General features: G+C 72.4%; 12 protein-coding genes. 6 read left to right on the top strand and 6 right to left on the bottom strand.

All coding sequences use genetic code 11. The annotated features are described in order from the left end of the window. From ACTWPP_RS05935 to ACTWPP_RS05915, 5 genes are all read right to left on the bottom strand, one after another. Positions 1-2,244 carry an FUSC family protein gene (locus ACTWPP_RS05935; protein ID WP_443103064.1) on the bottom strand — a complete coding sequence of 748 codons (2,244 nt, stop codon included), beginning with the start codon at positions 2,242-2,244 and terminating at the stop codon, positions 1-3. Between the two features lie 367 nt (positions 2,245-2,611). Continuing rightward, the gene (serB, locus tag ACTWPP_RS05930) at positions 2,612-3,811 is read right to left on the bottom strand and encodes a phosphoserine phosphatase SerB (RefSeq protein WP_443103063.1); all 1,200 of its coding nucleotides are present in this window, start codon (positions 3,809-3,811) and stop codon (positions 2,612-2,614) included. 68 nt (positions 3,812-3,879) lie between these two features. Further along, complete coding sequence (locus tag ACTWPP_RS05925) at positions 3,880-4,962, bottom strand: S-adenosylmethionine:tRNA ribosyltransferase-isomerase (protein WP_443103062.1); 1,083 nt, start codon at positions 4,960-4,962, stop codon at positions 3,880-3,882. Next, positions 4,959-6,329, bottom strand: a complete 1,371-nt coding sequence (locus ACTWPP_RS05920) for an MFS transporter (protein WP_443103061.1) — start codon at positions 6,327-6,329, stop codon at positions 4,959-4,961. The genes ACTWPP_RS05925 and ACTWPP_RS05920 overlap by 4 nt, the downstream gene beginning before the upstream one ends. After that, the gene (locus ACTWPP_RS05915) at positions 6,326-7,000 is read right to left on the bottom strand and encodes an SDR family NAD(P)-dependent oxidoreductase (RefSeq protein WP_443103060.1); all 675 of its coding nucleotides are present in this window, start codon (positions 6,998-7,000) and stop codon (positions 6,326-6,328) included. Before ACTWPP_RS05915 ends, ACTWPP_RS05920 begins: the two co-directional genes overlap by 4 nt. Before the next feature lie 260 nt (positions 7,001-7,260). Between ACTWPP_RS05915 and ACTWPP_RS05910 the strand changes: the two genes are divergently transcribed. The 5 genes from ACTWPP_RS05910 to ACTWPP_RS05890 all read left to right on the top strand — a co-directional run bounded on the left by ACTWPP_RS05910 (position 7,261) and on the right by ACTWPP_RS05890 (position 11,749). Beyond that, entirely contained in the window at positions 7,261-8,403 is a 1,143-nt protein-coding gene (locus tag ACTWPP_RS05910; RefSeq protein ID WP_443103059.1) for a GAF domain-containing sensor histidine kinase, read from the top strand. Further along, on the top strand, positions 8,400-9,119 hold the full coding sequence (locus ACTWPP_RS05905) for a response regulator (protein WP_443103058.1): 720 nt from the start codon (positions 8,400-8,402) through the stop codon (positions 9,117-9,119). The genes ACTWPP_RS05910 and ACTWPP_RS05905 overlap by 4 nt, the downstream gene beginning before the upstream one ends. 36 nt (positions 9,120-9,155) lie before the next feature. Next, positions 9,156-9,941: a PP2C family protein-serine/threonine phosphatase gene (locus tag ACTWPP_RS05900; protein WP_443103057.1), complete on the top strand. Its 786-nt coding sequence runs from the start codon at positions 9,156-9,158 to the stop codon at positions 9,939-9,941. Between the two features lie 541 nt (positions 9,942-10,482). Further along, positions 10,483-10,932 (top strand): DUF2752 domain-containing protein, encoded by a 450-nt coding sequence (locus ACTWPP_RS05895; RefSeq protein ID WP_443103056.1) that lies wholly within the window; start codon positions 10,483-10,485, stop codon positions 10,930-10,932. Between the two features lie 88 nt (positions 10,933-11,020). Beyond that, positions 11,021-11,749, top strand: a complete 729-nt coding sequence (locus tag ACTWPP_RS05890) for an RDD family protein (RefSeq protein WP_443103055.1) — start codon at positions 11,021-11,023, stop codon at positions 11,747-11,749. 50 nt (positions 11,750-11,799) lie between these two features. On the opposite strand, the gene ACTWPP_RS05885 is transcribed toward ACTWPP_RS05890, so the two are convergent. Beyond that, positions 11,800-12,555, bottom strand: a complete 756-nt coding sequence (locus tag ACTWPP_RS05885) for a hypothetical protein (protein ID WP_443103054.1) — start codon at positions 12,553-12,555, stop codon at positions 11,800-11,802. Between the two features lie 222 nt (positions 12,556-12,777). On the opposite strand from ACTWPP_RS05885, the gene ACTWPP_RS05880 reads away from it, so the two are divergent. Continuing rightward, the gene (locus ACTWPP_RS05880; RefSeq protein WP_443103053.1) at positions 12,778-13,569 is read left to right on the top strand and encodes an ABC transporter ATP-binding protein; all 792 of its coding nucleotides are present in this window, start codon (positions 12,778-12,780) and stop codon (positions 13,567-13,569) included. The last annotated feature ends 128 nt before the right edge of the window (positions 13,570-13,697 follow it).

Genomic DNA, 13,697 nt, shown 5'->3' with positions numbered 1-13,697 from the left:
TCAGGGACGCGGCTCGGTGGCGTTCAGCGACGACTCGATGACCGTCGCGGCGTCCTCGCGCAGCATCCGGATCGTGTGGCGGGTACCGGACACCTGGAGCAGGGCGTGCCGGAGCGGGGTGAACTCGTCCCGGCCGACACCCGACGTGATCTCGGCGCGGCGCCGCCGGGTGAGCTTGGACAGGTGGGCGTCGAGGTCGGCGAGTTGCTCGCTCAGCTCCTCGGTCGGCGTGGCGGCCTTCGGGTCGCGTGCCTCCGGTTCCTCCAGCAGTTCAGCGGTCTCCTCCAGCTGGTCGGCGAGGCGGTCGAGGATCTCGGGGATCGGCCCCGTGTCGACGGCCTCCTCGCGGGACAGCTTGGCGACCGTGATCAGGTGGTCGCGGGTGCGGTGCGCGGCGTCCACCGCGGTCTCCAGTCCGGCGATCAGCTCGGTGTCGGGCACCCGTTCGTGGCCGAGCCGCGTCCGGGTGCCGGCGACGGCCTCCGCGGACCGTTCCGCGGCGACGATCGTGTCGTGCGGCAGCCGGACGCGTTCCCCGGCGAGGACGTCCGCCGCAGCCCGCACGAGGCCGGCGTGCCGGTCGAGGAGCCGGCCGAGGAGCACGGGCAGGCGTTCCAGGTGCCCGGCGGGCCACAGCAGCCGGACGGCGAGATACGCGATGACCGTCCCGCCGAACGTCAGCACGATCCGCTGGCCGGCGGTGACCCAGTCGGCGGGTGTGGAGAAGTCCAGCAGCAGCATCGCGAGCGGCGTCCCGAACAGGGCCCAGTAGGCGAAGTTCACCGCGCGCATCGCGAACCCCGCCACCGCGAAGCAGAAGACGATCCCCGCGACGGTCGGCGGCCCGGGCGCGAGCGTCAGGATGACGGCCGCGACGGCCGACCCGGCCGCGGTGCCGCCGACGCGCTGGACGAGCCGTTCGACGGTTTCGCCGTAGGTGGCGCGCAGGCTCAGCATCGCGGTGATCGTCATCCAGTGCCCGTACCCGAGGTCCAGCGCGGCGGCCAGCGCCATCGTCACCAGGGCCGTCACGAAGACGCGCGACACCTGCCGGAACATCGGTGAGCGGGTCCGGACGGCGCGGCGGAGCCGCTCCCAGACCGGTGCCGGGTCGAACTCGGGCATCCGGGGCGGGCCGAGCCCGAACCGGAGGCCGCCCGCGACGAGGCGGCGGGCGGAGGCGACCTCGCCGGTGATGCGGTCGACGGACAGGCGCACCTGCCCGATCAGCGCGACCGCGACGAGGTCCTCGTCCCCGGCGAGACCCGCGCGCCTGATGTGTTCGGCGGCCCGCCCCATCCGCCGGACGGCGGCGGACTCCTCCTGGCCGAGCGGCGCCTCGCCCGCGCTCGCGACCGCGCCGGACAGCAGCCGCAGCCGCGCCGCGAGCGCCGAGATCGCCGTCTGCGTCTCCTCCCGCCACTCGCGGTCCGGCGGATAGTTCTTCGCGGCCTCCAGGACGGCCTGGAGCGTCACCGTCTCGTGCAGGACACGTCCCAGCGCCTCGATGAGCCGTTCGGGCCTGGTGGGCTCGGTCCGCCCGCGCCCGGACCGGTACAGCGCGTAGGTGGCGCGGGCCGCGGTCAGCGCCTCGGACGCCGCCCGCCGTTTGGCCTCCCAGTCGGGGATGCGGGTGACGGCCATCAGGTCGGGGTTCGTCAGGTCGACGTCGTCGAGCGGGCTGCCGTCGGGTGCCCCGACGTCCTGCGCGACGGCGTCCAGCGCCTCCGCGACCGCGTCCGCCGTCTCGCTCAGCGCAGCCCGCAGCGGACGCAGGCGCCGCGCGGGCCACGGCGCCAGCAGCAGACCGGCGAAGAGCAGCCCGCCTATCAGCTCCAGTATCCCGATGAGGATGACGTCGGTCGGCGGCCGGACCGCGCTGAGCAGCACCGCCAGCCCCGCCGTCGCCCCGATCCGCGGGACGGCGACGCCCAGCGCGATCAGCGGCGGCACCACGAAGACGGGCAGCCACGCGGTCTCGCTCAGCAGCCCGCCGACCGCCGACCCGACCGCCACCACGAGCACGCCGACCGCGAGATCCCGGGCCCGCGCCCCGTACGGCCCTTCCGGCGCCCGCAACGCGACCAGATACGCGCCGAGCGCGATCATCGACCCCTGCGCGCCGTGCCCGGTCACCGCCCCGGCGAACAGCGGCACCGCCATCGCGATGGCGGCCACCACCCCGTACATCGGGGCGGCCTGTCCCCCGATCCGGGCGTAGGCCCCCCGCGCCCGCTGCAGCACCGGTCGTCCGCCTCTTCCTCGACACCTCGGGCGGCTCGCAACCCCGCCGTCTCACCTGTACCCAGGTGATCGTCCACTAAGGCCGAACGCCCGGTGCGACGATGTTCATCCCAGCTCATCGTTCATCCCAAGTCACCCAGGTCACCCCGGGTCGTCCCTGGGACGCCGCCTGCTCGCCGAGCATTCCGGCGAGCAGGGGAGGCGTCGAGAGCGGGCTTGCGGTCGTGCGCCGGGGAGGCGCTTCCTCCGCCGAACAGCGGGCGTGCCCCGGCTGGCCGCAGCCGGCGTCGTCAAGGGCTCCCGGCGGCCGGAAGATCGTGAACCGTGACACTTGCGAGAGGATCGGCCCTCGCCCGGGCCGCCGGATCTAACGCTCGTCGGCGGCGTCGGCGGCTTCCACTTCTTCGCGGGAGATGCCCAGGAGGAAGACGATCGTGTCCAGGTAGGGGACGTTGACGGCGGTGTCGGCGGCCTCGCGGACGACGGGTTTGGCGTTGTAGGCGATGCCGAGGCCGGCGGCCTGGAGCATGTCGAGGTCGTTGGCGCCGTCGCCGATGGCGACCGTCTGGCTGATCGGGATGCCGGCTTCCTTGGCGAAGCGTTCGAGGGCGACGGCCTTGCCGGCGCGGTCGATGACCGGACCGGAGATCCGGCCGGTGATCTTGCCGTTCTCGATCTCCAGGGTGTTGGCGGCGGAGTAGTCGATGCCGAGGTCGTCGACTAGGCCGTCGGTGACCTGGGTGAAGCCGCCGCTGACGATCGCGAACTTGTAGTCGAGGCGCTTCAGGGTGCGGACCATGGTGCGGGCGCCGGCGGCGAGGCGGAGCTTGTCGCGGACATCGTCGACGGCGGACGCGTCGAGCCCGGCCAGGAGCGCGACCCGTTCGCGGAGGGAGCCTTCGAAGTCGAGTTCGCCGCGCATGGCGGCCTCGGTGACCTTGGCGACCTCGTCGAGGCAGCCGGCGTGTTCGGCGAGCAGTTCGATGACCTCGCCCTGGATGAGGGTGGAGTCGACGTCCATGACGATCAGCCGTTTGGCGCGGCGGTGCAGGCCGCTCTGCTGGACGGCGACGTCCACTTCCTGTTCGGCGGCCTCGGCGGTGAGGGCGGCGCGGAGGGCGTCGGGGTCGGCGCCGGAGACGTCCATCTCGATGCAGGTGACGGGGTTCTGCGCGAGCCGCTCGATGCGGTCGATGTTGGCGCCGTGCGCGGAGATCCTCCCGGCCATGCCGGCCATGGCGGCGGGCTTGAGCGGGGCGCCGAGGACGGTGACGTGGAGGCGGCCGCTGCGCTTCGGCATCCGCTTGTTGCGGCCCGTGGACAGCTCGATCTCCATGTCGAGGTCGTTGGCGACGCGTTCGGCGGCGTTCCACACCCGGCCGATGTCGGCGCCTTCGCTGTAGGCGAGCAGGACGCCGAGGACGAGCCGCCCGCGGATCACGACCTGTTCGACGTCGGCGACGAGGAGGGGGAACTCCGCGAGTGTCCGGAAGAGACGCGACGTCACGCCGGGGCGGTCGCGTCCGGTGAGTGTGATGAGCAGCGTGCGCTGTGCTGACCCGTCCATAACTGTTCACAACGGTACCGGCCGTGACGTGGCGAACGTGCGCCAGGTCCAGCATGCAAGACGGCGGGCTAGTAGGGCAGGAGGAGATTGACGTCTCCGAACTCGTGCCAGAGGTAGCGTTCGGCCAGGGCGGCCTCGTAGGTGGAGGCGATCAGGTCGGGTCCCGCTATGGCGGTGAGCATCATCAGGTGGGACGACTTGGGCTCGTGCAGGCCGGTGAGGAGGCCGTCGACGGCCTGTACGCCGCGCTCCGGGGTCACGATGTGTTCGGTCCACCCTTGGGATGCCCGGACGTGCCCGGAGGCGTCCACGGACGTTTCCAGGGCGCGGACGGCGGTGGTGCCGACGGCGATCACCCGGTGGCCGCGGGAACGGACGTGCCCGACGAGCGCGGCCGTCGGTTCGGGGACCTCGTAGCGTTCGGCGTACGGGGGTTCGTGGGCTTCGGGGGACGCGACGCCCGTGTGCAGGGTGATGGGGGCGATGAGGACGCCGCGTGAGACGAGCCGGGTCACCAGGTCGGTGGTGAAGGGGCGGGCGGCGCTCGGCATTTCGGCGCTGCCGGTCGTCCGGTCGTGGGCGAACACGGTCTGGTACGCGGCGGCAGGCCAGTCGCGGCGGACGTACCCGTACCGGATCGGTGTGCCGTGGCGCCGCAGGTACGGGACAACGTCGGTGCTGAGCCGGGCCTGCCAGAGACGATCCGACACCCCGCGGGGGGACGACCCTCCAGGCCCTCCGGAACCGCTTGTGTGCCGTCCGATCAGGGTGAGGGTCGCGCCGCCGGGCAGCGGGATCCATTCGCCGGGGGAGCCGCCCGAGTAGGGGCTGCTGGTCTTGCCGGTGAGGCGGCGCAGTTCGACGATCCACAGCCGGTCGCCGCCGCCGGGCACCGGCGTGGAGAAGTGGACGCTGATCCGGTCGAGGCGGACCGCGGCCGGCAGTGTGGACGAGGTGTTGACGACGAGCAGGTCGCCCGGGTCGAGCAGTGCGGGCAGGTCGCGGAACTCGTGGTGGGAGATTTCCCCGGTGGCGCGGCGTGAGACGAGGAGCCGGACGCCGTCGCGGGTCCGGCCGCGTGCTCCCGAGCGCCGCTCTTCGGGTGGCTCGTGGGCTTCCAGGGACGGGGGAAGTGTGAAGTCGACGGTCATGTGCGGACCTCCAGCCGGAGTGCGGCGATCACGCCGAGGGCGGCGATCGCGGCGAACAGTGCCCCGGCGACGGCCAGGCCCGTGTCGAGCCGTGCGCCGCCGAAGCCGGCGACCAGCGCGCCCGCGACGCCGACCACGAGGGAGGAGCCGAGGGTGTCGCTGATCTGAAGCGAGGACGAGTTGACGCCCTGCTCGTCCTCGGGGGACAGGTCGAGGAGCAGGACGGAGAGGCTGCTGATCGCGAAGCCCATTCCGGCGCCGCCGATGATCCACGCGGGGACGGCGAGCCAGCCGGAGAGCTGGAGCGCGATGGCGGTGAGGATGATGCCGGCGGTGACGAGCACGGCGCCGAGGCGGGCGAAGAACGCGCGGGGGCGCTTGGACCTGGCCTGGATCTGGGCCGACGCCGACCAGCCGAGCGCGCCGACCGTGAGGACGATCCCCGCCTGCGCGGCGCTGAAGTCGTGCAGGCGGGTCAGCGCCAGGGGGATGAACACGTTCGCGCCGAAGAACGCGCCGGACAGCAGGCCCCGGACGAGGATGACGCTCGGCAGTCCGCGGCGGAGCCGCAGCGTCCCGGCGGGCAGGAGTTTCGGCAGCCCGTACGCCAGGCCCGCGAGTCCCGCGACGGAGGCCGCCGCCATCGTCCAGCCGGGGGCGTCCAGTCCGTACAGGAGGATCCCGGCGCCCGCCGACACCGCGATCGCGGCCAGGTAGCGGCCTTTGCCCGCGTTGGGGACGGCGTCCACGGCCTTGATGCCGCGCAGCGCCGGGACGAGCATCAGCGTCGGCGGGATCACCAGCGGGATCAGTCCGAGGAACACCCACCGCCACCCGGCGTGCTCGGCGATGACGCCGCCGACGGCGGGGCCGATCAGCGACGGCAGCACCCACGCCGCGGCGAGGATCCCGAACACGCGGGCACGGAGGTCCTCCGGGTAGACGCGGGCGATCACGACGTACATCGCGACCATCGCGACGCCCGAGCCGAGGCCCTGCACCGCGCGCCCGGCGACGAACAGCCACATGGACGGGGCGGCACCCGCGATCACCAGCCCGGCGACGAACGTCCCGAGGCCGATCATGAACGGCCGCACGGGGCCGGACCGGTCGATCCAGCCGCCCGCCAGGACGGTCGACAGCAGGCTCGTGATCAGGGTGGCGCTGAAGCCCCACGCGTACAGCGACAGGCCGTTCAGGTCGCCGGCGACCACCGGCATGACCGTGCCGACGGCCATGGACTCGAACGCCAGCAGCGTGACGACCAGGACGATCCCCAGCGTCGCGCCCCGGAACCCGGCCTCCCGCGGTTTCGTCCCGGGATCGGGCGGCGAGGCCAGATGCTCGGGTTCGAGCACGGTGGTCATCGTGGACCGGCCAGGTCGGCGGCCCGGTACCGGCCGCTGGCCGGCCGGCCGGTCACGAGACGGCGGAACGCGGCGGCCGCGTCCTCGGGCGGCGGCGCGGAGGCGGCGTCCTCGCCCGCGTCGCGCAGCATGGCGGTGTTCATCTCGCCCGGATCCGCCCACCACACGGCCACGTCGGGCTCCTCGGCCGCCAGGACGTTCGACAGCTGCTCCAGGGCCGCCTTGGACGTCCCGTAGCCGCCCCACGTCTCGTAGTTCTCCACGGCCGCGTCCGACGTGATGTTGAGGATCGCGCCGCGCCGTTCACGGAGGCTCGGCAGGGCGTCCTGGATCAGCGCCAGCGGCGCCAGGACGTTCGTCGCGAACGTGGCCGCCAGATCGGCGACGGGCAGGTCGGCGAGCCGCGGCATCGGCGTCGGGCCGAGGGTGCTCGCGTTGTTGACGAGGAGGTCGAGCCCGCCGTCCACCGCCCGGACGAGGTCGGCGCGGTGCGCGGGATCGGCGACGTCCCCGGCGACGGCCGTGACGCTTCCCCCGATCTCCTGGACGGCGGCCGAGAGCGCGTCCGCGTCGCGCGCGTCGATGACGAGGTGCCAGCCGTCCCGGGCGAGTTCACGGGCGAGCGCCCGGCCGAGTCCGCGGGACGCCCCGGTGATCAGTGCTGTCTTCATGCCTTCGACGCTAGGAATCGGCGCCGCTCATGGCATCGGCCGACAGGTCCCGCTGCGGGTGGTCAGATGGTCCTAGGACCAGCGTCCGGGATGCCCCGCCGGTACGGCCGGAGACGCCCTCGCCGGGGCCGGTGTTCCGGGTGTGGCGCCCCGTGTGCGGGGTCCCGCGACATGGGGAGAGCGAGAAGACCCGGGCACCGAGTACGGTCTTCACATGTGAGTGCCGGAAGGCGCTCAGCCGAGGGCGACGAGAGGCCGGGATGGAGACCGAGGACGGCTGCCGCGGCGACCAGGGCGCGACCCTGCACGCCGTGAGTTCCGCCGTGCTCGCGGTGACCCGGCACCTGTCCGTCCACGAGGTGCTCCAGGTGATCGTCCGGGCGGCGGCCCAGCTCCTGGACGCCCGGTACGCGGCGCTCGGCGTGCCTGACGACGAGGGCTCGTTCGCCGAGTTCGTCGTCGAGGGCATCTCGGAGGAGGAGTGGGAGCGGATCGGCCCGCTTCCCCGCCAGCACGGCATGCTCGCCGCCATGCTGCACGGTGACACGCCGAAGCGGCTCACCGACATCCGAAAAGAGCCGGAGTTCGAGGGCTGGCCGGTCGCGCACCCCATCCTGAAGGACTTCCTGGGCGTGCCGATCCGGGACGGCGAGGACATCCTCGGCATCGTCTTCCTGGCCAACAAGCAGCGCCCCGGCGGGTTCACCGAGGGCGACGAAGACCTCCTCACCCTGTTCGCCGCGCACGCCGCGATCGCCATCTCGAACGCCCGGCTGCACGAGCACAACCGTGAGCTGACGGTCGTCGCCGAACGCAACCGCATGGCCCGCGAACTGCACGACGCCGTCGCCCAGAAGCTCTTCTCGCTGCGCCTCACCGCCCGCACCGCGTCGGCGCTGGCCGAACGCGACCCCGCCCGCACCGTCAAGGAGCTGGAGCAGGTCGAGCGGCTGGCCGCCGAGGCCCTCGCCGAGCTCCGCGCCGTGATCTTCGAGCTGCGTCCGGCGGACCTCGCGGACGGGCTGGTCTCCTCGCTGCGCAAGCACGTCGAGGTCCTCGACCGGGCCCACGAGACGACCGTGCGCATCGCCGCCGACGAGACGGTCGTCCTGCCGGAGGAGCATGAGGCCGTCGCCTTCCGCATCACCCAGGAGGCCCTCTACAACGCGCTGCGACACGCCGGGGCGCGGACGGTGGAGGTCCGTCTGGCCACGGAGGACGGACGCGCCGTGCTGGAGGTCGCCGATGACGGCTCGGGCTTCGACGCGTCCGACTCGGCCGAGCCGCAGGGCGGGCTGGGGCTCGAATCCATGCGGGACCGGGCGTACTCGATCGGCGGTGGCCTCACGATCGACGCCGCGCCGGGGCGGGGCACGACCGTCCGGCTGGAGGTGCCGCTGTGACCGCGGACGGCGCGAGGCCGCGCGGCGGGACGATCAAGGTCCTGATCGCCGACGACCATCCGGTCGTCCGGCAGGGACTGCGCACCTTCCTCGGCATCCAGGACGACATCGAGGTCGTCGGCGAGGCCGGGGACGGCGCGTCGGCCGTGACACTGGCCGAATCGCTGGAGCCCGATATCGTGCTCCTGGACCTCAAGATGCCGGGCGCCGACGGTCTGGCCGCGCTGACGGAGCTGCGGGCTCGTGGGGTGCCGGCAAGGGTGCTGGTCCTGACCAGCGTCACCGAGCGCGGGCACGTGCTGCCGGCAGTCCAGGCGGGTGCGGCCGGGTATCTGTACAAGGACGTCGATCCGCAGGCGCTCGTCCAGGCCATCCGGGCGGTCCACGACGGGCATGTGCTGTTCGCGCCCGACGCGGCGGAGGCGATGCTGGCGGACGGGTCGGCGGCCCGTGCCGCCGGAGGGAACGACCGCGGCCTGGCCGCGCTGACCGAACGGGAACGGGAGGTGCTCGTGCACATTGCGCGGGGCAGGTCCAACCGGGAGATCGCCCGCGCGCTCGTGGTGTCCGAGAAGACGGTCAAGACGCACGTCAGTAATCTGCTCATGAAACTGGGAGTCCACGATCGGACGCAGGCGGCGCTGTACGCCGTCCGGCACGGCGTCGGTTCGTCCGGCGTCCCCGGGGAAACCGGGGAAGCCACCGCCCGCGGCTGATACAACTCCTCTGACAGGATCGTCATCGAAATTGGTATGAACGTAGCAATCAGATACGCAGCAGGCAGCGACATCGGGTGCAACCGAGAGAACAACGAGGACTCGGGCTACGCCGGTGCGCAGTTGATCGCGGTCGCGGACGGCATGGGCGGCTACGCGGGCGGTGAGGTCGCGAGTTCCACCGTGATCGGCTCACTGCGCTCCCTGGACACCGATGCCCGCAAAGACGATCTTGTTGACATGCTGGGCCGCGCGGTGGCCGAGGCCAACGAGAAATTGCGGATCGTCCGGGAGGAACGCCCCGACCTGAGCCGGATGGGCACCACGCTCACCGCCATGCTCTGGTCCGGCGACTCCGTGGCGCTGGCGCACGTCGGAGACTCGCGCGGCTACATGCTGCGCGACGGCGAGCTCTATCAGATGACCCAGGACCACACGATGGACGAGCTGCTCAAGGCGGAGGCCGAGCAGGCGGGCCAGACCGCCGACCCGGCCGAGACGTCGCGGCTGTCGCACGTGCTGTACCGGGTGCTGGACGGACGCGAGGACCGCGAGCCCGATCTGCGGCTGCGCGAGGCCCAGCTCGGCGACCGCTATCTGCTGTGCTCGGACGGGCTGAGCGGCCCGGTCGACGCGCAGAAGATCTACGAGGTGCTGTCCGCGGAGGCCGACCCGCAGCGGGCGGTCGACCGGCTGATCGAGATGGCCCGCGACAACGGCGGCCCCGACAACATCACCGCGGTCGTCGCCGACGTCGTCGAGTCCGAGCACGTCACCGGCGCCGAGTCCACGATGGTCGTCGGCGCCGCGGCCCAGGCCTGACCAGGTCCCCCGGCCCGGCAGCCCGACAGACCACCCCCGCATGCCTGCACACCGCCCACCTTCACCCGCCTCGCGCCTCCACGCGCCCCCCGACCTCAGCGCGCCCACTACAAACTCACCCCGCTCACCCGCCCCCCGCCTCGCTCCGAACCACGCCTGGCTTGCTCACATGTTCGGTTCGCTTCGCGGGCGGCCCGGCTCCCGCGCGTGACCTGGTCACCTGCGTGGCGCCCTCGTTCGGAGGCTTCCGGTGTCCTGGGTCGCGTGTTCTTCGCCACGCTCCCCATTGGAACCGTCCAACCTCATGGGCGCCGTCCGCCCCCGCTGTGGTGGACCGGGTGGCGGATTTCCAGACGATTCATGGAACTCGTCGGGTAAAAGAGTGCTCACGCCGGTGGCGATTTGTCCTACTCTTGCCGAGAGGTGGTGTCGCCGAGCGCTGCGTAACGGTCCGATCGCAGATCGTTGCCAGGGCTTGACCCGCCTCAGGGTGCACCCGGTATACGGGACACTCAGCTTTAGTCATCGAGGCGGAGGATTCGTGGGGGAAGCGCCCGGGGCGGCGGCCACCTGTGCACCGGACGGTGTACTCGGCGGGCTCGTCAGCCGGACCCTCACCGCAGCACGGCACGGACCCCTGGGTGTGGTGCTGCGTGTTGCGGCGATGGCCGTCGCGGCCGTCGGCGCGTCATGGATCCACCGTGTCAACGACCCCGGCGTGCTCTGTCCCCTTCGGGCGCTCACCGGAATCCCGTGTCCCCTGTGCGGGGGGACCACCGTTTTCATCGAGTTCGGCTCGGGTCGTCCCGCCCAGGCCGTGCTCGCGAATCCGATGGTCCTCACCGGCGCGATCGCCGTGGCGGTCGCACCACTGGGGCTGGGAGGACGGTGGTGGGCACTCCAGCCGAAGACCCGTGCCTGGATGCTCGGCACCGCCCTCGTGGGGTCGGAGTTGTGGCAGCTCGTCCGGTTCGGTGTTCTGCGCGTTTGAGCCGCGGTCGATCGTCGGTCAGACTTGCGGAGCCCACCGGGTCCGGCGGGCGTCACATAACCACAGGGTCAATCTATAAGGAGCAAGTGTGGGTAACCCCTACGACCCGTACGGTCAGCAGCCGGGCTACGGGCAGCAACAGCCCGGGTACGGCCAGCAGCCCCCAGCCCAGCCCGGCTACGGTCAGCCCCCGGCGCAGCCGGGCTACGGCCAGCAGCCCCCCGCGCAGCCGGGCTACGGTCAGCCCCCGGCGCAGCCGGGCTACGGCCAGCCCGCGGCGCAACCCGGGTACGGCCAGCAGCCTCCCGCCCAGCCCGGCTACGGTGCGCCTGCGGCGCCCCCGGCACAGCCCGGGTACGGCCAGCAGGAGGTCCACCACCACCACTACGGCTCCGGCGGCCAGTTGGCCGAATGGGGCTCGCGTGCCGGTGGCTACATCATCGACTACCTGGTCATCGGCGCGCCGTTCTTCGTGCTGTACCTGATCGGCAGCCTGCTGTCGAGCTCGGGTGGCGGTGCCGCCGTCATCGGCGCGCTGTTCATGCTGATCGGGTTCGCCGTCTACCTCGCCGCCTTCCTCTGGATCTGCTACCAGGAGGGCACCACCGGCCAGTCGATCGGCAAGCGGCAGATGGGCATCCGTCTCGTCAGCGCGCAGACCGGCCAGCCGATCGGTTTCGGCATGGCCTTCGTCCGCAAGATCGCCCACGTCCTCGACGGCGCCGTGTGCTACCTCGGCTTCCTCTGGCCGCTGTGGGACGACCGCAAGCAGACGTTCGCCGACAAGGTCTGCAACACCCTCGTGGTGCGCAACTGATCATCGGCTCGTGAGCGGGGCGTCCCTTCCGGGGGGCGCCCCGTTTCCGTTCACGGGACGTGATCGAACGCGCTGTTGCAGGCGGCCACGAGGGCCCGCCGGACGGCCCGGTCCAGCAGCCGGAGGGCCTCACCGCGGCGCCGCATCTGGTCGGCGCCCAGGCCGCGGTCGTCCATCTGCCGGGCGAGTTCCACGACGAGGGAGAGCCGGCCGGCGAGCGCGGCGAGGCGGTGGGCGCGGGCCGGGTAGCCGGGGGCGAGCGGATGGCCGCCGCGGTCCGGGTCGCGCATGTCGGCCAGCGCGTCGGCGATCTCCGGTGGCACGCCGGCGAAGTCGTCCACGGTCAGCAGCGCCTCGGTGGCGTCCCGCATCGCGAGGGTGAGCTGCCGGTCCGCCTCCGCGAGGGACGGGACGTCCGGCGGCCCCGGCGACGCGTCGTGGGTCGTCCAGCGGATGCCGACGTACGACGATCCGCGCCGGTCCTCGGCGGGCAGGAGGCCGATCGCCCGGTCGCCGAGCACGGCGACGACGGCGGCGCCCGCCTCGATCGCCGCGCTGTTGAGGCCGGGCGGGCCGGTGAGCCCGAGCGGGTCGCCCGGTTCGGGCAGGGCCAGCCGCAGTGCCGTCATCCCGCCGACGCGCAGGTCGCCGAGCCCGCGACGCAGCGTCACCTCGGCGGGCTCGCCGCCGAGGATCTGCGGGCCCGCGTTCTTCTCGACCGCGTCCACCGCCTCGTCGAGACCGATGTGCCCGGTCAGCCAGGCGTTGCCCCAGGCGACCAGCGCCGTCGCGACGGCCGTGCTCATACTGTCTTGCTCATTCGCTTTCCCAACACTCCCGAACGGGCATGCGAACCACCATAAGCGTTCGGATGGCCGATGCCACCGGACGTAACCAACCTCTCGCGTCCAGGGTGCATCCCGGGACCGACGTTTCCGGTGCCGAGCGGGGAGGCGGCGGCCGCCCCGGATCGCATAGGTTCTCTTCTGAGGATCAGGGACCACCGGGATTGGGGACGAAGGCGCGCGATGGCCGGCGAAGTACTTCAACTCCGCGGAGTCGGGGTCAGGCGCGACGGGGCGACCCTGCTGCGCGATGTCACGTGGACGGTGAGCGAGGGCGAGCGGTGGGTCATCGTGGGCCCGAACGGGGCCGGGAAGACCACCCTGCTCCAGATCGCCGCCGCGATGCTGCATCCGACCGAGGGCACGGTCGAGATCCTGGAGGAGGAACTGGGCCGCACCGACGTGTTCGAGCTGCGTCCCCGCATCGGCCTGGCCAGCTCCTCGGTCGCGGAGAAGATCCCGGTCGGCGAGCGGGTCGTCGACCTGGTGCTGACCGCCTCGTACGCGATCCTGGGGCGCTGGCAGGAGGAGTACGACACGACCGACGTGAGCCGCGCGGTCGCGCTGCTGGACGCGCTCGGCTGCGCCGACCTCATCCGGCGCACGTACAGCACGCTGTCCGAGGGTGAGCGCAAGCGCGTCCAGATCGCCCGCGCGCTGATGCCCGACCCCGAGCTGCTGCTGCTGGACGAGCCCGCCGCGGGCCTCGACCTCGGCGGACGCGAGGACCTCGTGGCCCGGCTGGCCGCCCTCGCCGACGACCCGGCCGCGCCCACGATGGCGATCGTCACGCACCATGTGGAGGAGGTCCCCGAGGGCTTCACCCACGCGCTGCTGCTGCGCGGCGGCGAGATCGTCGCTCAGGGGAAGGTGGACGAGGTGTTCACCTCCGAGCACCTGTCGGACACCTTCGGCCTCTCGCTCGCCGTGGACCGCCAGAACGGCCGCTGGTACGCCCGCGCCGCTCCCCGCTGAGCGGCCCGCCGTGCCTCCCGCCGTGCCTGTCGCCGTGCCTGTCGCGGGGCGGGACCGTTCCAGGTACCCCGGCTCCCGGGCTGGTCTGTCCGGCTCTCTACCATCGTGGGGCACTCGCGCATTTCCGG

The organism is Actinomadura sp. 3N407 (assembly GCF_052245875.1).
Taxonomy (GTDB): domain Bacteria; phylum Actinomycetota; class Actinomycetes; order Streptosporangiales; family Streptosporangiaceae; genus Spirillospora.
This window is presented reverse-complemented; position numbering and strand designations above follow the sequence as displayed.